Origin of the sequence: Paenibacillus sp. B2(2019) (genome assembly GCF_008370385.1) — a bacterium.
In the GTDB taxonomy this organism is placed as follows: Bacteria; Bacillota; Bacilli; order Paenibacillales; family Paenibacillaceae; genus Paenibacillus_AQ.
Genome location: NZ_VTZR01000002.1, coordinates 665,092 through 687,530, shown reverse-complemented (window position 1 = coordinate 687,530; position 22,439 = coordinate 665,092). Strand labels below are relative to the sequence as shown.

Genomic DNA, 22,439 nt, shown 5'->3' with positions numbered 1-22,439 from the left:
TTGCGTTACTCTTTTACACCAACACTGCATCCACTTTCGTCTGAGGCGCCTTGTCACAACGCTTACAAACCTTAACGACTGATCCGTCCGTTTTTCTTTTTGGATAAAGCAGTTTGATCCGTGTGCTCTGACAGACCGGACAAGTACCCCGACCCCTGGATGGTAAACTCCACAGTGCATGTCCACGTTTTGACTTTGCCATGAATAAACCCCTCATTTCGGTCAATAAATAGTCAACATTTCATTCTGAAAGTGCTTCTTTCAAAAGATATGCTTCAGAGACAGGCTCTATGACTAAATCAATGATGAGGCGTTCGAATATATGAAAAGGACGCCCGGTGATGAACCTGAAGGCGTCCTTTGATTTAAAATGAAGTTATAGTTCCCTTACATTAATTTGTGTAAATCATAGAGACAACACCATTTGTAAAGGTTACGTAATTATAATTTCTATATTGCCAAGTCTCAACTGTAATTCCACTGCCGGATAGACTTGATTTATCAATTGGAGTGCCCCAGCTTAATTCTACTTGCTGCTTCGTCATCCCTGTCGAAATTGTACCCGCCTTGATTTTGGCCCAAATCGCATTAGACCATTTATAGATTTTGGTAGGATCAGACGTAAAGAAATACTCTTTGTTTGCCAGATCGCGAGTGACCTGATCGTATTCCATATCATAAGAATTCACAATTTTACCTGATGCCAATTGAAAAGAAATCGAAAACTCATTATCGTCGTTCACAAGAATATCAACAATCGTTGCTTTTTGGAATTTATAGTCGGAATCATACTGGTTGAACCAATAAGTCTTTCCGATTAGCTTGGCGAGGTCACCTTGAGATTCTCTTTTGGCTATTTTTAACGTATTTTTTGTGTACGCAAATAACTCAGCTTTACCGAAATTGATGTTCAAAGACTCATAATGAGCACCAAAGTCCAATACTGCTCCCAATGCTGTTTTTAAGAGGGTAGCAGGGAATACTGCTCCTCCATCCACGGTTTGCACTTTACCACTCATTTTCACCTTATTCCCATTCACCATAGCAATATCGCTGCCCAGTTGAAGCTGAATAGGCAAATCCCCTACACGAATACTAAAAGTCTTAGTGGCTGTATTCGTCTGAATAGTTGCACCTAAACTCTTAAAGGTAGTTTGTACAGGCAAATACATCGTGCCATTGATTAATACACCTGTTTCGATGTCCTTATCAGCACTGATAGATAACTTTAACGTTTTGGAATTAGCTCCTGAACGTACGGTTACATTTGTTTCGCCAACGGCTAATGCTTTTATTGAACCATCAGGCAGCTTTTGCAATAAGTAAGGCTTCTCAATAACCATATCTGCTTGAGACAGTGGAACACGTTCGGATGAGCCATCTGGACCTTTTGCAAAAATCTGCACCGGAACCTTGTCACCAACGGTCATCTCCGTATAGTCCATCTTAAAGATTAGATCATCGTTGTTTTGAGTCGTAGTCTCTGCTTGTACACTTGTATCTGCTGCCTTCGCTGTATGAATTGGACCAAACATAGATACTGCCAGCGCTGCAGTGATGCCCCATTTAATCATTTTCATTTCCAAAATCCCCCTCTAGTAAATAAACCAATATTACTTTATCACAATTCCACTATTTTTGTAGATAAAAATGGAAGGTTGTTAAGCTTATATTTTTATAATGTGTAAATATTATGAAAAATAAAGGAAATTACATGGATCTACAAGAAATTACAGAGTACGTATAACAGAGTCTTTGTAATCGTATTAGGCGTTAGCAACTGAAGAACAATTAAAACTTAAACTAGGAGTGCTATATTCATGGAAATAGTATCGAACCGATTAATTTTAAGAGATTATACAAGCAGTGATTCTTCTTTTTATGAAGAACTAGAACAAAATCCCCTATCCTACAAATATGAGAACACTGCACCTGATGCAAAACAAATTAAAGATGACTTCCTTTCGATCTTGTCTCAAGCAACATCTGATCCACGGCAATATTATGATCTTGCAATATGTACAAAGCTGGATATGAAGCCCATCGGTAATGTCAGCATAAAGTTAAACTGGGAAGAAATCAGAGAATGGGAAATCGGTTGGGTCCTACTCCCGGACTATTGGAAAATGGGATATGCAACTGAAGCCGTGAAGTCTCTGATAGGTTATGCCTTTAGCTCTCTTAATGCACATAGGGTTGTTGCTTATGCCAACGCCGAGAATATGCAATCTGAGAAAGTAATGATTAGAGCAGGGATGTTTAAAGACGGGGTTCTTAGGGAGACTAGATTCTGTAATCAGCAATGGTGCAACGAGATCGTCTATTCCTCTTTAGAGCAGGAGTGGGCTAATATTTGATGGTTTAAAACTGATTAGGGAAAAACTCCCTATAAAAAGTCGATATCCGCTAATAATGAATGAAATTAGGGAATTCCTCCCTATAAATCAGGCTAATCCCTTTGATTTTCATCAAATCAGACGAATTTAGGGGAGGTTTTCCCTAATTATAAGTCTGGCAACCAATAATCTCAGAATTAGAGGGAGAAATTCCCTAATTGTTCTATTGAAATTTCACTTGGATCATCATTTGGAACGTCATTTACAGGATAACAAGAAGAGCCGCTCCCAAGTAGTACAAAAACTACTTTTGGAACGGCCTCTTTTCTTTACACTATCAACTCACGTATAACTTCAACCTCATCCCTGCTCATTTCAACGAATCCAAGGGATTTATATAAGTTCGAAGCACGTTCGTTCTCTATTCGATGTCCAATAACGATTTTGTCGCAGTGATGTTCCGCTTTTATAGTTCGAATCAAGGCATCCATTCCGGTTCTACCGAATCCTCTATTCTGATATTTCTGATCAATCATAAAAGCCATAATCCAATAACTTCTGTCCTCAGGATCTACGGCATATACTGAGAATCCTACCAATTCTTCATCTGCGTATAAAGCCAACGGAGTCATTCCGCAATAAGCCGATTCTGCTAACCAATAGACTACTGGTACAGGAAAAACCGTCTTTTGCTCATTGGACACCTCTAATTGCGTACAGGCATACCAGTTATTCTCAGTGATTGTCTTCAGCACCATATGAGGATGAAAGCCATCCCGAATACGATCACAGATTGCATCTAATTTAGCTTTAAGCTGTAGTGCCCATTCCGGACAAACAGAAACGTCCAAATTCTCTAAACTCCGAAGTAACCTAGCGAATCCATATAAGTCAGAGAATCTTTGGAATCCTGGCAATAGCTTAATATAATCATCATCCAGCCGCTTTACAGATCTATAGCCATTAATAAAAAGATCGATGTTCTTCTTGCTCTCATCATCATTCTGCTTGGATAGATCTCTTAACGCTGATGTGATATCCATCGCAAACCAGTGATACATAGAGTCATCAAAGTCGATCGCGCTATATCGAGATGTCTCTTTCATATAAAAGATATTGTCTGTCTCAAAATCAAAATGGATCAGCCCCGTATGCCCTACGCCAAAAGAGAGCTCACTTAGCCACGCCTCAATTCGTTCATATTCCTTAAGCGCTTTATGCTCCTCGGGGTGTCTTCTTAATACGGATAAAATAAATTGAAGCGAATCGACCCAGCTTTTACGCGCGGGTGTGCTCGGAGCATAAGTCTCGGATAAATTATGCAATCTCGCGAGCGTTTGACCCCAATGTTGGAACTGCAGCTCCGACATCTCTTCAAGCGGAACGTATTCCCCTTGGGCTTGTTCAAAAACAACCCCGTGATATTTGCTATTTCCAGTTGAAAGGGTCTCAATCCACTTCCCTTGCTTGGAGCGTACTGGCGCTACGGTCTCATAGCCCTGTTCCAATAAGTACATCATAAAATCTAGTTCAGCCTGAATATTCTCTGCGCTATTATCCTCTTCGTGAGTAAACCTTAAATAATAGTGCTTACTATTCCATTGAAACGTATAAATAAAATTGCTACTTGCTCTCACAAGCTTCAAAGTTCCAGGCTCATGATTCCAATACTTGATCATCTCTTTGGCAGGTAGATCGTTCTCTGTTCCCCATACCATGTTCATTAAAGTCATCATTTCCGATAGTGCCTCCCGTAGTCATTGAGAGGTGTTCTTCCCTTACGAATACTGACCTCTCTCGGACTTCATTGTGGTGTTGTTCGTACTCAAACATCATCACTCCTTATAAACGGATTAGGGACCCCAGAAAGATTTGACCTTTACTCTCATCCCCTTTAACATTATCGGTAAATTATTCTATTTAATCAAGAGATTTAGATAAAGCCTTCATTACTAGATGAAAGGGATGGGACTCCGTACTCCCAGATCTGTAATGCCGCACCAATCATTCCACAGGAATTGCCACGATAGGCTGCTTCAATGCGGACGCCTTCCAGCATCGATGGCATCGTTCTCGTAGCCACTTCTCTTCTTATTCCTTCGAATAATAGCTCGCCTGCTTCAGCCACTCCACCACCAATAACAATAACCTTTGGGTTAAAAATATGAATAAACGAAGCGATAGCTGAACCAAGCGCAGCAATTGTTTCTTCCATTACTTCTGTAGCTAGACGGTCTCCTTCTCTCCATCTCGCGATCACGTCTCGTGATTCTAAGTTATCAAGTGGCTCATTGTTTAAAGTTAGTTTTTCCCGCATTCGACGAGCAATGCTTGTGCCTGACGCATAATGTTCTAAGCAGCCTTTCCCACCACAAACGCATGTCGGCCCTTTGAAATCTACAGACATATGCCCTAACTCTCCAGCCCCACCCCAAGAACCATGAACAAGGCGACCTTCTACAATAATTGCTCCGCCTACACCCGTTCCAAGTGCAAGACAGATAAAATCTTCTACACCTATACAAGAACCTAAATATTTCTCTGTTAATGCCAGTACATTCACGTCATTATCTACGATTACTGGAAGCTGGAACTGAGGAAGAACATTCAGTAAAAGATGATTCTATTATCCATGAACTATGTAATTTCAACAGTAACTACTCTCTTTATCTACCCTTTGTTTTGACCGGTATCCCTATGAGAGAACCACGCACTCCATCCACCCTATGGATGAGAGAATATGCAGAAAAGTTCATTCATCACGCAGTGGACGAGTATCTCCACGCCTCTACACCACACTCTATTTTTACATATTCATCTAAAACTAAGCTCTATGGCCTTATTGTATTGGGATCTCCGTCTTCTACTGACAACTTCCCTCTTCAAACTCAAGTACAGATACGAATCGATCAATATCTGAAGGCGCTTACGCTAGAACATCATCTAGGCCTCTATTTAGTTATAGGTACGACGACGGAGAACCCTGCACAAATACATACTTTGCTGCACGATTCCGATCGAATGTTATATCAACGCTTTTACATGAGAGATTGCAGGTTATTCTATGTGCCACAATGGATAGAAAACTCAAATTCTCAGAAACCATCCCTAATTCAACTAGATGAGAATGATAAGAAACGGATGATCTCCTGTATCGAAAGTTCTAACGAAATAGAAACGCTCCAGCTGATGCACCGCCTGGCTCAAGATATTTTGAGTAAAACCGATGTCTCTTCTCCTGATTACTGGCTCGCATTTCTTCAGGAAATCATAAGTGTTATAATCCGCTTCGCCAATAAAAACCACATCCATATCGAAGGTGTGTACAGCAAAAAGCTCCTGAACCTTACCTTTGTGGATGATTTTGATTCGCTTGAGACGCTTTTTGACTGGCTTGGCAGGTGGATGATTCATTTGGGGATTGTTTATACCGAAGGACTGACACACAACCACCAACAGGATGTGATCATATTCGAGCATATTAAATCCTTCATTAAAGAAAATATTGATCAAGACGTGACTCTGCAGATGGTAGCAGATCGATTCTTCTATAATCCGTCTTATTTAAGTCGCCTCTTCAAGCGGAAACTCGATAAGAACTATATGCGATTTGTGACCGAAATTCGGATGGAATATGCGCAGGAATGCTTAAAAAAACCGGAGATTCTAGTGACCGATGTCTGTACGATGTGTGGTTACAAAAGCTATAAGCATTTCGTTAAAACATTCCGAAGTATCACCAACATGACTCCATCAGACTATAGAAAACAATCAGGCTGGTGACCTAAAATGATACAGATTGAGCAACCAAAGAGACGCTACCGGATGCGACATGTCAATCGTCAAATTTTCATGCTGATGATCCTGACCATTACCATTCCACTCCTGATCATATCCGCAATCATCTATATCTTTTCAAACCAAGCCGTCAAAAATGAATACCAGAGCAGCTCAAATCTGATCCTTAACAACCTCTCGTTCAACATTGACCAATATCTTCAAAGTATTGATAAAGGTACACTGAACGCGCAGGTAGATAGCCAGCTCCAAACCGCACTTGAGCATTGGACGATCCATAAAGACGACGTCGGAAATGACCTGAATATTCAGTATGGAAACACGATTGAGCATTTCATCAGCGGGATTGAGATGACGATTAAAAATGTTGATAGTGTGCAGATTTTTTCGGGATCACGTGTGTTCTACTCTGCCAATTTCAATCGTGCGGATTATGATGTGAAGGATTATACCCAGGAGGATTGGTATTTACAGACCCAGCAGAAAAAAGGCGGAGTGATTCTATTTGGCAGCCATGTCCCCTTCTATCGCACCAATTACAAACAATCCGTCATTTCTATTGCCCGAGTCATTAATAAAAAAGGAAGCAAGCAGCCCATTGGCGTCATGTTAATCGATATCCGATTGGATTCATTACGTGAAATCTTAAAGCTCTCGGAGAATAGCAAACGAAAATTCATTATTTTAGACGATAAGGGCGGTAGTGTTTACAGCTCTGACATCTTGGAGACCTCACCCTTACAACCTATCCCTATAGAACCTCAGGCGCTTAATACTTTCATGAACAATGATACGGGAAGCTTTTATGGTACTTTTGACGATAAAGACTCGTACATTAACTTTGTTACGTCTCCCTATTCCAACTGGAAGGTCATTCAGTATATAGATGAAAAAGAGATGACTAAGCAAGCCACTTTTCTCGGAAAAATCATTTTAACATTAGCGCTCTTGTCGCTTGTCACTGCGATCTTATTCATGTATATCCTATCGGAGCGTGTCACTAAGCCTATTATTCTTTTAAGCCGAAAGGTTAAGCTGGTGGGAATGGGGAACTTTGATGTGGATTTGTATAGTAATCGTCAAGATGAGTTTGGTGTTCTATACAATGGAATCCGAAAAATGGTGAAAGACCTGCAAAATTATATCGAGCGATCTTCTATGGCCAAAGCACAGCAAAAAGTAGCTCAATACGGCGCCCTTAAAAGCCAAATCAATCCACATTTCCTTGCGAATGTACTTGAATCTATTCAAATGAAAGCCATCATTAATGGGCAAAGAGAGATTGGCGAAATGGTGGGGATTGTAGGTAGATTGTTTCGGATTCATATCCAGACCGGGAAGATAACCGTAACCCTGCGAGAAGAACTTGAACACGTCCGGCTGTATGTAAAAATCCAACAATTACGTTTTGGGGACAAAATTCAATATATTGAACAGCTAGAACCTAATACCGAAATAATTAAAGTCATGCACTTTTCCCTTCAACCCATCGTTGAGAATGCTATCGTCCATGGACTGGAGTGTCGAAGTGAACCGGGTCTCCTTGAAGTCTCCTCGATGATTTCGGGGGATGACATGCTAATTATCGTTAAAGATAACGGAATTGGTATCGATGAAGAGAAACTTAAACAGTTACGTCTTCGTCTCTCTCAACCATCAGACACCCTAGATGAAGATCATATTGGTATAAAAAATGTTCATGATCGTATTCAATTTCATTTTGGTGAACCCTATGGGATTGAAATCACCAGTCAAGTAGGTGAAGGGACGACCGTGATCATCCGACTGCCAGCATAATCCTAAACATTCTGCTCAGTGATTCCTGCTTCAGGATCGAAGGTAAGCATTTTCGTTGCAATTTTATCGATGAAGAAGCGGTCATGACTGACGGTAACTACGGCTCCAGGGAAATGAATGAGTGCCTGCTCCATCACCTGAATACTCGTCAAATCTAAATGATTCGTTGGCTCATCCAAAATAATGACAGCCGCGCCAGAGAGAAGGCATTTCGCTAACGCTACTCTGGCCTGCTGTCCACCTGACAGACTGCCGATCGTTTTGCTCAGATCCATTTCTGAGAATTGTAGCATCGATAGAAATTTATTCACTTTTTTCCGCGGAGCATCGAGTCCCAGCCCATACACATTTACGGCATGACTGACTGTATCCTTAACATCGAGTTCGTCCCACATCTGATTGAAGTACGCATAGCTGACCCCACGTTCCCAAGTCACACCACCCGTTTCAGGCTCTTCTTGCCCAGTCAATACCTTTATGAGTGTCGACTTCCCGCTTCCGTTAGGCCCCACAATAGCAATCCGATCTTCCTTTTGAATATCGAAGCTAATGTTCTGGAATATCGTCCGACCATCATAGCTTTGTCCAATTCCCTTCACTTCACCAAGCTTGTCCGGAAACCGTAAATTACTGTAGATATCGGTGATCAGTACGTTCACTGGATGAGGCTCCACGCGCTTTTTCATATCTGTCAGTTTACGTGATAGGCGATCCTTCGAGGACTTTTTGTTCCCCCGGGTTTCAATGGCCTCAGACTCCATAAGCAGAAGCTCTTCTTCCCACTCGAACTGACGGTCAAGCACCTTTTTACGCATCTTCTTTTTACGAACATAGTCAGTGTAATTGCCTTCATATTCTTGAAAATGATAATTCTCGATTTCTATCGTGCGCGTGACTACTCTGTCAATAAACTGCCGGTCATGGGAGACCAGAATCATCGCTCCATTAAAACGGTGCAGCCACTGCTCCAACCATACGATCCCTTCGATATCCAAAAAGTTAGTAGGCTCATCGAGGAATACGACGTCGGGCATTTCAATTAAGACTTTAGCCAGTGCTGCACGGTTCCTCCAGCCTCCCGATAATTCATCTACTGGTTGATGCCGTGATCTTTCATTGAAGCCCAACTTCGTCAGAACAGTGTTGATTTCTACAGATACATTCCAGCCATCCAAATGATCCATTTGTTCAAAAAGCGCCGCTTGCCGCTCTAAAAGTGTATTCATCTGGTCATCATCCGTCACTTGTCCAAGCTGTTCCCCGATTTGGTTAAGCTCCTGTTCGATAAGCGCTACCTGCTCAAAGCACAATTCTAACTCTTGCTGTACAGACAAGGTGCCGGAAAGCTCCGAGAATTGAGAGAAATAACTGATCTTCACATTGGGATCTAACTCTACTTTCCCTGCTGTTGGCTCCTCTTTTCCCATCATCAGTTTAAAAACAGTAGACTTCCCCGCACCATTTCGTCCGATTAACCCAATCCGTTCACCCTTGCTAACTCGAAAATATATATCTCGAAAAATCAAAGTATTCTCATATTTCTTAGTTACGTTCTCCATACGGATTACGCTCAAATCTATCACCCCTAGTTCATATAGATCAAAATACAGCTCAGAACACTCAAAGAGCTATTATAGCACTATTTTAAAAAGGACTTTATAATCATATTTAATCTTCTAGAAAACAAAAAAAGGTCGCTGTCAGCGGACCTTTTTCTGCATTACGAATCCCATCACATTCTCACTCTCATCACTTGCTGCTTATTTTTTCAAGATATCAATATACTCCTCTTTCTCGCGATCAGGCCCCGCATCAAGCTTCAAACGAATGAATTTTGGATGATCCAATACGTTGCTGCTAAAGTTACTTATAAATCCGTCCTCACTGCCACTTCCGCCAATCGAATTATTTTTCAATTCGCGCTTCCCAACCCGCGAGGTCAACTCACTAGGAGTCTTTCCAAAAATTTCATTCCTGATCTCCCAATCGGTTTTTAATGCCTCACTTAACGTGAATTTAACTACTATACTTAAAGGAGATAGCTCCACCTGCGCAAGATTCACTTCATGTCCGTCAATCATAAAAGGCTGATTTATAACTACTGTCTCGGTCTTCTGTTCCCAGAATTTTGGATCAATAGCGAAACTCACCTTTAAACGATCAGAATAGCGCATGTCAGCTAGATCTGTTCCCGTTTTTGGTTTTGCTAGCATTCCTGGATCCACTGAAGCGATCTGAAAATTCGCAACCACCTCTTTTGGAAATGCTTTTTCCTTATCTAGTGGATAGATAGTTTTTCCGAGCCATGTATAAATACTATCCACAGCATGTAAACCCATCCCACCTCTACTCCCATTTTCATCCACTACACTTTGTCCCGTCACAGCATCTGTCAGCCATACACTATTCACATTGTAAATTTCCTGACCACCACTTGTAGTCCCTGTATATAGCAGTATAATTTTATTTTCATCAGCGATCACAGCATTTAGAGTGATTTTATATCCGTTTTTCTCAGCACTCTTATTCACGATTTGCACATAATCATTTCGGATAGCAGATTCTAATGTGAGAGCATCACCATCTAACGAGGCAAGCTTCTTAAAAGGTTCCAGCACACCCCAGTTACTTGATTTAATACTTGTAGAGGCTTGCTGTGGCATCAATTGGGTTGGATTGAAGAAGAGTAAACCTGCAATCAAAACAGATGCAGTCAGTACAGCCATAGCGCTTCTAGCGAACATTAGCTTTTTTCCGCGCTTCTTACCTAGTTCGAGTCCTGCTTGAATGGCATAGATTTGTGCGGCTGCACTCTCCATTTTTTGCTCCTGTGGGATCCGTTCAGCATCGATTAACATGGCAAGCTCCTCCTGACTACTCATGGTTCCAATCACCCCGATTCTTAATGATCGTTCTTAACTGCTTGAGTCCTTTATGCTGCCATGTCTTGACCGTTCCTTCAGGTTTATCCAGAATGTTAGCAATCTCATTTAAGGTCATATCGTTGTAGTATTTAAGCAGCAGCACATGGCGATACTTGGGTTTAACCTGTTCAAGTGCCCACAGCATTTCCATCCGATGATGGCCAATGTGCGTAATCTGCTCTCCTATTCTCTCGTCTACAAGCGGCATGGAACGTTTTCTACGTCTTTGTTCATCTATACAGACATAAATCAGGATCCGAATGATCCATGATTTAAACGCTTTTGGATCCTTTAACGTTTTTCTTTTGATCCAGGCCCGGCAAGTCATTTCCTGCATCGCTTCAAGCGCATCATTCCGGTTACGCAAATAGCTATAGGCAATACTGTATAGTTGTTCTCTATGTACCAATATAGAATCGTAGAAATCCGTCTCGCTCCTAGAATCAAGAATCGTTACCTTCTTCATTTCTGCATTAGTCATCGTCATATCCTTCCTTAGCCCCCTCTCCTAAACCTCTCATAGATTAAGACGGGGAGGGTATAGAAACGGTTTTTATTTGTAATAACTTTTTCGGGACTGAGCACTTAAAATTATAACATTCTATAAAAAAAGAACGATAAATGTTATGATAAGTAAAATTGGACATAATCAATAGTACGCACTTAAAAGTACCATAGGTACTAAAAAGTACCCATACATTGGAGGATATCATGACAACTTTCAAGAAAAAATACAATATTTCTGTTGAGGCCACACTCGAAGTAATTGGAGGGAAATGGAAATGTGTAATTTTGTGTCATTTAACTCATGGCAAAAAGCGAACATCGGAACTAAAACAGTTAATGCCCGGAATTACTCAAAAAATGTTAACCCAGCAACTACGCGAACTTGAGGCCGATGGAATTATCAACCGGATCGTATACAATCAGGTTCCACCCAAAGTAGAATATGAACTTAGTGAGTATGGTGATAGTTTAAGCGACATTTTGACTTCTCTATGTAATTGGGGAGAACAACATATCATTCAGCAATATGGCGATAAATATGCTGTTTTAGAGGACAACATTTTAAATAAATAAATTTTACCCCATGAAAAAAGGACAGTTAAATCAGATCGATTTAACTGTCCCATAACTTAAATTACGCCATCTCCACCTATAGCAGTTGCTGTGAATGATATGGGTCCAAATAGATTTATAGGTAAATTGCTATCATTTTGAATTACCAATTCATAATTGTGGACTCCAATATAAGGACCATCAACCCACTGAACATTTAATTGAATATCAGTAGTTGTAGTAAAACGAAAAAAGGATCTATAAATATCGACTCCAGCACGTCGGATTAAAACAAGAAATTGGCTGTTAGCAAGTGCAGTAAGACTAAAACTACCATTTAACTCGACTCTGCTGGAGAAAGAGGCCGGATTAGCCGGACTAATATTTACTTGCGCTGTGGCTAGACCCGCTCCAGCTCCAGGAATCCCTGCAACCGTTATAGCAGTAGTAAACGGGTCTAACGGGATTTTTGCCTGTGACCCATAACTTATAATTGTCGCCATTTATCATCACTCCATTTCAAGGTTATAGAATAGTATATTGTGAATCCGCAATGATAGATTGGACTTAATTCCTGATGATTATATACATTTAAGTTATACTTTTACTAGATTATAAAACCTAGATACTTCGAATATCATCCTCTAATTTCCACCTATTGACAAACTCACTTATCAGAATTACAATTACCCAAATATCATGAACAACGCTGACAAAGGGTAAGTAGACAAACGAACATGGACTTCAGAGAGCCGGTGGTTGCTGCAAACCGGTGTCCAGCGCTTGATCGAATGGCCTTTAGAGTTGCTCTTCCGAAACATCACTCTAGGATGCTGTAGGGATAGCCGGGGTTCCCACCGTTATCAAGGGACCTGTATCCGAGATTATCTTTAACCCTCTTTCGTACAGGTAAGAGAAGATCGTAAAGCCAACGAAACGTATGGTAACACGATCAATTAAGGTGGTACCACGATAACTTCGTCCTTATTGGATGAGGTTTTTTTGTCATTTTAAGGAGGTGATGGCCATGGATGATGGCTGGTGGTGGCGACTCAATATTAATCAAAGGCGACAAAACAGGAGGAATTTAAATGATAAAAGAACGTGTATTAACTGGAGATCGAGTGACCGGAAAGCTGCACCTTGGCCATTACGTGGGCAGTTTACAGAACCGAGTGGCTCTACAGGAGCAATATGATACTTTTGTGTTTCTAGCAGATATTCAAGCCCTAACGACTCACTTTGATCGGCCTCAATACCTTGGTCAAAACTTGAATGAAATCACACTGGACTATTTATCGGCGGGTATAAATCCAGATAAAGCCACCCTATTTATTCAATCTATGGTTCCTGAGATCGCTGAGCTAACCGTCCTATTCTCCATGTTTGTTACTGTGAATTCTTTACGGCATAATCCCACGATTAAAGCCGAATCGAAAAATTCCAGCTTAGATGAATTGTATTATGGTTTTCTAGGTTATCCAGTTAGCCAGGCTGCGGATATAACCTTTTGTAAAGCGACGATTATTCCTGTAGGAGAAGACCAGCTTCCCCATCTGGAGTTAACCCGCAAAATCGTACGTAGATTCAACGAACTGTACAGCCCCATCCTTGTGGAGCCCAGAGCGCTCATCAGCGAGACGCCAAGACTAGTAGGAACAGACGGCAACGCTAAAATGAGTAAAAGCCTCGGCAATGCTATCGAGCTGGACTCTACGAAAGAAGAGATCACCTTCAAGATCCGTAAAGCCACAACCGATCCAGCCCGTGTTCATAAAAATGATCCTGGGCATCCAGACATTTGTCCCATTTATGCTTATCATCGTGCTGTTCGTTCGCATGGCGCCCCAGAAATTCACGATAGCTGCGAAAGTGGCAGTATAAGCTGTTCTGCCTGTAAGCAGCTTATCACGACAGCTCTAGACCAGCTAATTGAACCAATGCGTGAGCGTCGCTCCTATTATGCTGCCAGACCCAAGGTTGTTGAGGATATCTTATTATCCGGAACTAAGCGTGCCCGCGATATTGCTCAAGAAACGATGTCCGAAGTACGCGAGGCTATGGGCCTTAATTATTTTTCAAAATAAAACTGATCTCTAAGGGCAATAAAAAAACGCCGGGCTCTCTATTGAAGAGAGCACCGGCGGTTTTTGCTTCGCTTGCAGCTACAAGCGTCGATCCCTCCTTGAAGCTATACTCTGGACCAGGGGTTAGGACTTTACACTTGTCCGCTTCTACATAAAAATACTTTATATAACGTAAATCCTTTCTTCAAAAAAAAGGCCGTAACCCCCTAAAGCGAGATTACGACCTTAATTTTATACCTTACAGCACCCAATTCCCTTTACGGAATACAGGCTCAATCGTACCATCCGCCAATTCTCCGTCAATATCCAGCTCAGCTGAACCAATCATAAAATCGACATGCGTTAAGCTGACATTAGCACCTCGTGCGACAAGCTCTTCATTCGTAAGCTTTGTGCCGCCTTCAATATTGACAGGATAAGCACTTCCCAACGCGAAATGGCAGGAGGCATTCTCATCAATCCCTGTATTGTAGAAAATTCGGTTCAAGCGAGAGATTGGAGAATCATGCTGCACTAAAGCCACTTCTCCTAAATAGGATGCACCTTCATCCGTTGCCAGCAGCGAAGTCAGATGCTCACGTCCGGACTCAGCTTCATACGCTACTACTTTTCCATCTTTAAAAGTGAATGAAAGACCTTCTACCAACCGTCCGTTCAGATTCAAAGGAAGTGTGCTTTTAACTGTACCATTCACACCTGTACGATGTGGCATGGAATAGATCTCCTCCGTTGGCATATTCGCCACGAAATACACGCCTTTATCATTCTCTCCGCCGCCTCCACGCCATAGATGTCCTTCTGGAAGCTCCACATGCAGATCCGTTCCCGGAGCGCGGTAATGCAGGCTTTTATAACGCTTAGCGTTCATTCTATCCTGACTTTCTTTCAATTGACCGATATGCTCTCTCCATGCGGCAACCGGATCCTCGCTACCTACACGATTCATCTGGAATACCGCTTCCCACATCACTTCCACTCGCTTTTCCTCAGGGAGATCGGCGAACACCTTGTTCGCCCAAGCGCGCGTTGGAGCCTTAACGAGAGACCAGCTAATTTTGCTATTACGAGTATATTTGGAGTAGTTTTTGCGAGCAACAGCTGCCGCTTTAACTGCTCTTGACACTTTGGAAGAATCAATACCATTAAACAATTCCGGATCTGGTACTTTAATATGTAAGATGGCGCCGTTCTCTTCCGCAAACTTCTCCATCATCTCTGCTTGCCACTGTGGATAGTAATCGAAGGAATCTTCTGGGGCTTTTTCGTAACGAATACGTGTAGTCGCTTCATCGTCCCAATCAACAATTACATATTTAGCACCTGCTTCATAGGCCTTACCTACAATCAAGCGAGTAAGCTCTGCCGTTTCAATAGGTGCATGCACCATTAAGACTTGTCCAGGCTGTACATTTACCCCTACTTTTACAACCAGGTTCGCATATTTCTCTAACATGACATCAAAATCTTTCATGAATTCTCTTCCTCCATCTCTATGGTTGCTTTACTGTCGCACCAAAGCACCGGAGCTCCTTAACAGCAGACGGTCAGCTTCACTTCTTATTTTAACGCAAAACGCTTAGAGTTGCGATTCGATATAATAAAGCGGCCCCCATGAAAGGAACCGCTCTCGTAAATCCTTATTTTTTATCCACTTGCAGCAACGTTACAGTCTTTAAAGAATAGGTATGCATTATCTTGTCCTCAGAGATTACGTTAAGCTTGGTCAAACTTGCTACCTTCGCGGGATCTGATTTGGAGAGCATACGCCACACTTCGGGGTCTGATAGGGTTTCATATAACTTGAGATCATCATATTCTTTGCGATTTTGCATCACTAGCTTCACTTTGTAGCTTCCGATTTCAGTCTCGGTAGCCCCCTGCTCACTACAATAGCTTAGAATATCCTGCCGAAGCTCTGCTAACTCTTTTTCAATTTCCTTTTGCTTTTGCTTCAGTCGATAATACTGCTGCACCTTTTTCTCCATCACTTCACGCTCCTCTATAGACATATGTATGCCGGAAGCGCTAAATAAATAAGTTGAGTTCCCTATCATAAAATTTTATAATGAGCCGGGAACGCTAGTTTGCAGCAGACTACATTATTCCACAAAAACAATGATTCGGCAGGTGACTTATGTTTCATTCTTACTTTTTCCCAATTTCTTATGCCTTTATGATGTTTCCTATAGCGGCATTGATCTTCACACTCCCTTTTCTAATCGTTCAATACCGTAGACACGGCTACATCCATAAGCTTAGAGCTTTAATCCTATACTTATTGCTGCTCTATCTGATGAACGCTTATTTTCTCGTTTTGCTTCCGATGCCTTCCTCAAGACATAATATGGCACCTTCGGGAAGTATGATGCAGCTCGTCCCTCTTCAATTCATACAAGATATTATAGATGGTTCTAAGATCATACCTGATCAGATTTCAACGTATTGGTCATTACTGCGCGAGCCTGCTTTTTTACAGGTGATATTTAACATCGCTTTGACCGTGCCGTTTGGATTGTTTCTGGGCTACTATTTCCGAACGCGCTGGGGAATGTGTATTCTCTTGTCTTTCATACTTTCGTTATCTTTTGAGGTCACTCAGGTTACAGGCATCTACGGCTTTTTTGATCATCCCTACCGTCTATTTGATGTCGATGATCTTATAACCAACACGCTGGGAGGGATCTTTGGATTCCGAATTTCTATCTGGATAAACGGGCTACTGCCACACATAGAACAACTGGATACGAATATCGATCGTTCTGCAAAAAGAGTCTCCTATACCCGCAGAGGGATTGCTTTTTTCATCGATAGTATGGTGTGGATCATTGGGTTTGGTGTACTTTATGGATTCGATATAAAAAGTGCTTTCTGGATTGTAACAGGGATTTACTTCATCCTGATTCCAGCCTCTACTGGTGGGCGGACCTTAGGCAAATGGATTGTACGTATTCGGGTAACGAACAGAGGTAATCGGGCTTCTTTCTGGGCGCTTATGATCCGATATGGTTTGTTATATTGGGTAATACTTGGACTTCACGCTATTGTTATCGATTCTGATGTGACGGGGCTTCTATCTTCACCATTGAGAACGGTCGCTTACCTCATTGTTCTACTGGTCGATTTAGTTTTCTTTATTCATTTAGTCATTAAGGTATTCAAAAAAGATGACCAGCTAATCTATGAGAAACTAAGCCGAACCTCGCATGTTATTTCATGGCCAGAGAAAAGACTGCATACCGATGAATTAAACAGCAACCCTTTAGAAGTTTAAAAATGTTCTCTTTTATATGGTGTGTATACATTGAAAACATTATAAAATCAGAAGGTAATGATTCTCAAAATTTAGGAGATGAATGAATGGAAACTACAAGTAGCTCGCAGTTGTCTAGAAGTCTTCCAGAAGAGCAGGGCATATCATCAGCCGCAATATCCAGCTTTATTGATGCAGTAGAGACGCAAAGCTTAGGTCTGCATAGCTTCATGCTCCTTAGGCATGGGTATGTGGTCTCTGAAGGCTGGTGGTCTCCTTATAAGTCCGATCTACCACATATGCTATTTTCCCTTAGCAAAAGCTTCACCTCAACTGCAATAGGGTTTGCGGTTACAGAAAAGCTAATTACGCTCGACGATGCAGTTATCTCCTTCTTCCCTGAAGAGGCTCCTGCGACTAACACTGACAATCTATCCAACATGACAATCAGACATCTATTGATGATGGGTACCGGGCATGTCGTGGATACTATGGACACACTTCATAAAAGTGCAGACGGGAATTGGGTTAAAGCTTTCTTCTCAGTCCCAGTGGAGAAACAACCAGGTACACATTTTCTATATAATACCGGCGCCACTTACATGCTGTCCGCGATCCTTCAACGAGTTACTGGCCAAACACTGCTAGAATATCTAGAACCCCGTCTGTTCGCTCCGCTCGGTATTCACGGAGCAACTTGGCAGTCTTGTCCACGTGGAATTAACACGGGGGGATTTGGCTTAAGCATTACCACAGAGGATATCGCTAAATTCGGCCAGCTTTACTTACAAAAAGGGATCTGGAATAATCAACGAATCCTGCCTGAACAGTGGATTAATGAGGCAACTTCCAAACACATTTCCAATGGCGAAGGCGATCATGACTGGGCGCTCGGATATGGTTATCAATTCTGGAGATGCCAACACGGAGCCTACCGCGCCGATGGCGCATTCGGACAACTCTGCGTTGTTCTTCCTGATCAGGATGCGGTAATTGCTATTACTGCCGCTTCAAATAGTATTCAAGGTATTTTGAATGCAGTGTGGGAGCATTTATTACCCAATATGAAAGATGTCCCTCTTCAGGAAGAACAAGCATTAGCAGCCAAATTGGCAGACCAATTAAAAAACTTATCGATAGACCCTCCACAATTGCAGCGGTCATCTTTTCAAGAAGATCAATTGAATGGTATAACCTATACACTCGATGACAACCAATTTTCACTAGCTACCATCTCTATCTCCTTCAACAATGATGAAGCTGAAGTTACTCTAATAACTAAACTGGGTGAGAACAATGTCATTCGATTAGGCCGAGGACAATGGCTCGAAAGCTTTGCACTCATCCTGGAGCCTTTCATGAACCGGATTATGTCCAGCTTTACTTGGACTGCAGAAGATCAACTTCAGTTGTCCTTGCTATTTGTTGAAATGCCTTTCTTGATTACACTTGATATTAATATTCTAGAGAACATGCTAATCCTTAAGCAGCGGATTAATGTGAATATGGGACCTCTTGAATTCGATGATATAATCGGAAGAATACAATAGGTATAGTTAATAAAAGAAAGGCCGCTTTGTCCTATGCAGGAACTTAGCGGCCTTATATCACTTTTTTTATTCTGAAAAATCAGCTAGCTTCAAGATGACTGGGCAATGATCACTACCCATGATCTGACAATCAATTTGAGCATCAATTACATTAGGTGCAAGTCTAGAAGAAGCTAAGAAATAATCAATTCGCCAGCCCACATTCCGCTCTCTCACCTTCGGCATGTAAGACCACCATGAATACACTCCCTCTAGCTCCGGGTGAAGATATCTGAACGTATCTATGAAGCCCGACTCTAGCAGTGTGCTCATTTTCCCTCTCTCTTCATCCGTAAAACCGGAGTTCCCACGGTTAGCCTTTGCATTCTTGATATCAATATCTTCATGGGCAACGTTTAGGTCTCCACAGACAACAACCGGTTTACGCTTGTCCAGTTCTAAGAGATAATTACGGAAACGGTCCTCCCATTCCATTCTATATTCCAATCGAGACAGATCTCGTTTGGCATTAGGCGTATAGACGTTGACCAGATAAAAATGTTCGAACTCTAATGTAATGATCCGGCCTTCTGCTTCTTCATCTTCTTCCATTCCATATCTCGCAGAGATCGGCTTGATTTTAGTGAATATTGCCGTACCGGAATAACCCTTCTTCACTGCGTAATTCCAGTATTGATCGTATTCTTCGCCATGCTCCAGTGTAATTTGCCCTTCCTGAAGCTTTGTTTCTTGAACACAGAAGATATCCGCATCTACTTCTTTAAAATAGTCATTAAACCCTTTTTTGACACAGGCCCGAAGGCCATTAACATTCCATGATACCAGCTTTATCATCGGCTTTTCTCCTTGCATTTTGCTTTAATTATTCTCAGTTTATCATAGTTTTATATCCTAATCATTCAACATCCATGATACAATAACAAAATTGACTCTATACAAATATTAATTAATACGTGAGGTAAAAAAACTTATGAATGCACCAACACTATTACGAGGGTTTAACTTTTTGTATTTTGCGTTGCTGGCTATGTTCATTCCTTTTCTGCCAGTCTATCTAGGGGAGCAAGGTCTTAATCCGGCGCAAATTGGATTCATTATTGGTACTGGAGGGTTTGTTACCATTATTGCTCAACCCTTATGGGGGATGATCAGTGACAAAACAAGAACGATCCGCAAAGTGCTGTTAATTCTGTTGTTATGTTCTGCGGTGACGGGATACTTTTTATTCGATTCTAGCAGCTACGTGCGACTTATTCTTTTTGCGATGCTGCTCTATTTCTTCTTAATGCCTATCGATCCGCTAGCTGAAAGCCTGAATTTCCGGATCTCTGAGGCAGCCGGAATTAGCTATGGTTCGATACGTACATACGGTGCGTTGGGGTACGGTGTTATGGCCTTACTCACAGGTTATGTGATGAGTTATTTCGGTTCACAAGGTATGGCCTTGCTGTTCGTCGCGATTAGTCTTACAAGCTTTGTGGTCAGCTGGTTCATGCCAGATGCTCCGGTGACCGGTAAACCGGTCACACTTGACAGCCTGAAGCATTTTCTTAGTAACAAAGAAACACTGCTATTTCTAGTACTCATATTTATTAGCTCCGTTCCCGCACGAATGAACGATACCTTCCTTGGGGTTTATATTCGCGAGCTTGGTGGCAGTCCTGAATTAGTTGGTCAATCGTTCTTTATCGCCGCAATGAGTGAAATTATTGTGTTTGCCTTAAGCTTTTGGTGGCTGCGCAAAGGAAAAGAGTTAATCATTATTTCAATTTCTGGAGCCTTTTATTTTCTTCGTTTCTTTATTTCGGCCTGGATATCTGATCCGCATTTATTAGCTTATCTACAGATTCTACAAATCCTTACCTTCCCGATATTCTACTCCGCAGCTATTCAGTATCTATATAGTATTGTGCCTGTGGAATGGCGTGCTACGGGTCAAACTGTGTTGGCGCTACTGTTCTTCGGTGTATCAGGTATTCTCGCTTCTTATGCTGGTGGAGCATTATATGAAGCCTTTGGCGGTAAGGTCCTTTACTTAACAATTTCCGTGATGTCGTTTATCGGTATGCTGTTCGGATTGATATTGTACAGAATCTATGGAAGTAAACACGCCAATAAAAAGAATATAGCCACTCATTAATCTTCCAACAATAAAACGGGAGTGTCCATAGCCATGTAGATGGCTGCCGGACACTCCCGTTTTCTATCAAAAAGTGCTAATTCCCCGTGTCATTCGCTCTCCCATCAATAGATTTACTGCATAGTATATCCTATCAAATGAAAAGGAGGTCGTTACTATGGCCATCGTATTACCGCAACAATTTTTTAATTTAGTGCCCATCGTAGGCAAATCTTATTATGAAAACCTTGCAGGTGGGATTAATGCTGCAGTTACAGTAAATAATAACTCGGACCAACCGGTAGAACTAGTATTAACCCGTGTAAATGCTCCAGTTATCACTTACACCATTCCGGCATTCAATAGTCTCACGCTACAAGTTCATGCACTGTTAGTCGCAGCACTCTTAAGTACTGCTTCGGGCACAACATTCGGATTTATTGAAATCTCAACATCAGATTTCTAATAGATTCATTTCACAATGCTCTCTAAAGCATCTCTAGTTGATAATTCAGCTAGAGATGCTTTTCTATGAATTTCTACCTAAGACATTCTTTATGATGCTCCATAAGCTGCTTCAGCTTGATTTCAGTATTCGAATCTGCGGCTGGAGTATAAATACTACAACGTAAATCTGTGCTGCCTTGAACCTGTAACGAGGTTAAATGAAATAACATTTTCCCTGCTTTGGCATGTCGGAATTCCAGTAGTACATCTGGAGCAGAGCTTACTCGACTTTGTTCCCACATTTCATTAAACGCTGGATGCAGTCCCTTTAATTCCTCTATAAATTCATCGTACCAACGATCCTCTACATATTGTCCATAATAAGCTCTAAAGATGGATAGATAACCACTTACGAATTGTTCCCAATTTACGGCTAAACGTCTGAACTCCTTGCGAACAAATAATAGACGAATCATGTTTCTCTCCTCAATAGGTAGCTTAGAGAAATCGAGAAACACATGAGCTGCTGCCTCATTCCACCCTACAATCCCGCAGCGTCTGTCCGAAATAATCGTGGGACAGGTCTTAAGCTCCTGCAATATTTTCTGTAAAGAAGGACTGATTACAGTGGATTGTTCTTGCTGAAGTAGAACGTTTCCTGTTCCTGTCTCTAATGCTAGCGCAAAAAGATACTTCCGCTCATCCGGAGTTAGCTGTAGCGCAGTGGCTATACAATCTAGAACAGACGAAGATACTTTAATATCCCTACCCTGCTCTAGCCACGTATACCAGGTACTGCTTACTCCCGCTAACTGTGCAACTTCTTCCCTGCGAAGTCCAGGCGTTCTCCTACGTGTGCCTTCTGGCAGTCCAACAGAGCTGGGTGAGATCGCAGCACGGCGTGCTTTTAAGAAATCTGATAATGCCTGCAATCTCATCTGATTAGCCATACGCTTCCTCTCCTCTCTGTTACATTCTTTAGTATAGTACAAATTATACTAGGATAAACGATAACTTGTAATAGGATAAAATAAGTGGAAAAATACCTATATACACTTCTTTAGGAGGTTCA

Annotated in this window: 21 protein-coding genes and 1 other annotated feature; of the genes, 9 read left to right on the top strand and 12 right to left on the bottom strand. The window is 41.6% G+C overall.

Annotation, left to right across the window (positions count from 1 at the left end):
- Window positions 1-13: 13 nt before the first annotated feature.
- Window positions 14-202 carry a hypothetical protein gene (locus PAENI_RS03485; RefSeq protein WP_076121390.1) on the bottom strand — a complete coding sequence of 63 codons (189 nt, stop codon included), beginning with the start codon at window positions 200-202 and terminating at the stop codon, window positions 14-16.
- Between the two features lie 190 nt (window positions 203-392).
- The gene (locus PAENI_RS03480; RefSeq protein WP_076282829.1) at window positions 393-1,580 is read right to left on the bottom strand and encodes a stalk domain-containing protein; all 1,188 of its coding nucleotides are present in this window, start codon (window positions 1,578-1,580) and stop codon (window positions 393-395) included.
- Between the two features lie 240 nt (window positions 1,581-1,820).
- Between PAENI_RS03480 and PAENI_RS03475 the strand changes: the two genes are divergently transcribed.
- Window positions 1,821-2,357, top strand: a complete 537-nt coding sequence (locus PAENI_RS03475) for a GNAT family N-acetyltransferase (RefSeq protein WP_149644257.1) — start codon at window positions 1,821-1,823, stop codon at window positions 2,355-2,357.
- A gap of 308 nt (window positions 2,358-2,665) precedes the next feature.
- On the opposite strand, the gene PAENI_RS32470 is transcribed toward PAENI_RS03475, so the two are convergent.
- Complete coding sequence (locus PAENI_RS32470) at window positions 2,666-4,072, bottom strand: GNAT family N-acetyltransferase (protein ID WP_149644256.1); 1,407 nt, start codon at window positions 4,070-4,072, stop codon at window positions 2,666-2,668.
- Between the two features lie 197 nt (window positions 4,073-4,269).
- A complete protein-coding gene (locus PAENI_RS03465; protein ID WP_188114462.1) occupies window positions 4,270-4,899 on the bottom strand; it encodes an ROK family protein in 630 nt (209 codons plus the stop codon).
- Between PAENI_RS03465 and PAENI_RS03460 the strand changes: the two genes are divergently transcribed.
- Both PAENI_RS03460 and PAENI_RS03455 read left to right on the top strand, forming a co-directional pair.
- Window positions 4,884-6,119: a helix-turn-helix transcriptional regulator gene (locus tag PAENI_RS03460; RefSeq protein WP_149644254.1), complete on the top strand. Its 1,236-nt coding sequence runs from the start codon at window positions 4,884-4,886 to the stop codon at window positions 6,117-6,119. The genes PAENI_RS03465 and PAENI_RS03460 overlap by 16 nt on opposite strands.
- A 6-nt stretch (window positions 6,120-6,125) precedes the next feature.
- Window positions 6,126-7,931, top strand: coding sequence for a cache domain-containing sensor histidine kinase (locus PAENI_RS03455; protein ID WP_149644253.1), 1,806 nt, complete (start codon window positions 6,126-6,128; stop codon window positions 7,929-7,931).
- A gap of 2 nt (window positions 7,932-7,933) precedes the next feature.
- Here PAENI_RS03455 and PAENI_RS03450 read toward each other — a convergent pair whose 3' ends face one another.
- From PAENI_RS03450 to PAENI_RS03440, 3 genes are all read right to left on the bottom strand, one after another.
- Window positions 7,934-9,505: an ABC-F family ATP-binding cassette domain-containing protein gene (locus tag PAENI_RS03450; RefSeq protein WP_149644252.1), complete on the bottom strand. Its 1,572-nt coding sequence runs from the start codon at window positions 9,503-9,505 to the stop codon at window positions 7,934-7,936.
- 186 nt (window positions 9,506-9,691) lie between these two features.
- A complete protein-coding gene (locus tag PAENI_RS03445) occupies window positions 9,692-10,813 on the bottom strand; it encodes a DUF4179 domain-containing protein (protein WP_149644251.1) in 1,122 nt (373 codons plus the stop codon).
- Complete coding sequence (locus tag PAENI_RS03440; protein WP_149644250.1) at window positions 10,806-11,342, bottom strand: sigma-70 family RNA polymerase sigma factor; 537 nt, start codon at window positions 11,340-11,342, stop codon at window positions 10,806-10,808. Before PAENI_RS03440 ends, PAENI_RS03445 begins: the two co-directional genes overlap by 8 nt.
- A gap of 224 nt (window positions 11,343-11,566) precedes the next feature.
- On the opposite strand from PAENI_RS03440, the gene PAENI_RS03435 reads away from it, so the two are divergent.
- Window positions 11,567-11,935, top strand: a complete 369-nt coding sequence (locus PAENI_RS03435) for a winged helix-turn-helix transcriptional regulator (protein ID WP_149644249.1) — start codon at window positions 11,567-11,569, stop codon at window positions 11,933-11,935.
- A 56-nt stretch (window positions 11,936-11,991) separates the two neighbouring features.
- On the opposite strand, the gene PAENI_RS03430 is transcribed toward PAENI_RS03435, so the two are convergent.
- The gene (locus tag PAENI_RS03430; protein ID WP_149644248.1) at window positions 11,992-12,417 is read right to left on the bottom strand and encodes a hypothetical protein; all 426 of its coding nucleotides are present in this window, start codon (window positions 12,415-12,417) and stop codon (window positions 11,992-11,994) included.
- 197 nt (window positions 12,418-12,614) lie between these two features.
- Window positions 12,615-12,903 (top strand) — a binding site (T-box leader).
- Window positions 12,904-13,005: 102 nt separating this feature from the next.
- Here PAENI_RS03430 and trpS point away from each other — a divergent pair.
- The gene (gene trpS, locus PAENI_RS03425; RefSeq protein ID WP_149644247.1) at window positions 13,006-14,001 is read left to right on the top strand and encodes a tryptophan--tRNA ligase; all 996 of its coding nucleotides are present in this window, start codon (window positions 13,006-13,008) and stop codon (window positions 13,999-14,001) included.
- Window positions 14,002-14,239: 238 nt separating this feature from the next.
- On the opposite strand, the gene PAENI_RS03420 is transcribed toward trpS, so the two are convergent.
- A complete protein-coding gene (locus tag PAENI_RS03420) occupies window positions 14,240-15,472 on the bottom strand; it encodes an aminopeptidase (protein WP_149644246.1) in 1,233 nt (410 codons plus the stop codon).
- 166 nt (window positions 15,473-15,638) lie between these two features.
- Complete coding sequence (locus PAENI_RS03415; protein ID WP_042187563.1) at window positions 15,639-15,986, bottom strand: hypothetical protein; 348 nt, start codon at window positions 15,984-15,986, stop codon at window positions 15,639-15,641.
- Window positions 15,987-16,135: 149 nt separating this feature from the next.
- Here PAENI_RS03415 and PAENI_RS03410 point away from each other — a divergent pair, with 149 nt between their 5' ends.
- Both PAENI_RS03410 and PAENI_RS03405 read left to right on the top strand, forming a co-directional pair.
- Window positions 16,136-17,272 (top strand): VanZ family protein, encoded by a 1,137-nt coding sequence (locus PAENI_RS03410; RefSeq protein ID WP_149644245.1) that lies wholly within the window; start codon window positions 16,136-16,138, stop codon window positions 17,270-17,272.
- Window positions 17,273-17,358: 86 nt separating this feature from the next.
- Window positions 17,359-18,801 carry a serine hydrolase domain-containing protein gene (locus tag PAENI_RS03405; protein WP_149644244.1) on the top strand — a complete coding sequence of 481 codons (1,443 nt, stop codon included), beginning with the start codon at window positions 17,359-17,361 and terminating at the stop codon, window positions 18,799-18,801.
- Between the two features lie 66 nt (window positions 18,802-18,867).
- Here PAENI_RS03405 and PAENI_RS03400 read toward each other — a convergent pair whose 3' ends face one another.
- Window positions 18,868-19,632 (bottom strand): exodeoxyribonuclease III, encoded by a 765-nt coding sequence (locus PAENI_RS03400; protein ID WP_149644574.1) that lies wholly within the window; start codon window positions 19,630-19,632, stop codon window positions 18,868-18,870.
- A 139-nt stretch (window positions 19,633-19,771) separates the two neighbouring features.
- On the opposite strand from PAENI_RS03400, the gene PAENI_RS03395 reads away from it, so the two are divergent.
- Both PAENI_RS03395 and PAENI_RS03390 read left to right on the top strand, forming a co-directional pair.
- On the top strand, window positions 19,772-20,941 hold the full coding sequence (locus PAENI_RS03395) for an MFS transporter (protein WP_149644243.1): 1,170 nt from the start codon (window positions 19,772-19,774) through the stop codon (window positions 20,939-20,941).
- 157 nt (window positions 20,942-21,098) lie between these two features.
- Complete coding sequence (locus PAENI_RS03390) at window positions 21,099-21,386, top strand: hypothetical protein (RefSeq protein WP_149644242.1); 288 nt, start codon at window positions 21,099-21,101, stop codon at window positions 21,384-21,386.
- 73 nt (window positions 21,387-21,459) lie between these two features.
- Here PAENI_RS03390 and PAENI_RS03385 read toward each other — a convergent pair whose 3' ends face one another.
- Window positions 21,460-22,317: a helix-turn-helix transcriptional regulator gene (locus tag PAENI_RS03385; protein WP_149644241.1), complete on the bottom strand. Its 858-nt coding sequence runs from the start codon at window positions 22,315-22,317 to the stop codon at window positions 21,460-21,462.
- Window positions 22,318-22,439: the final 122 nt, after the last annotated feature.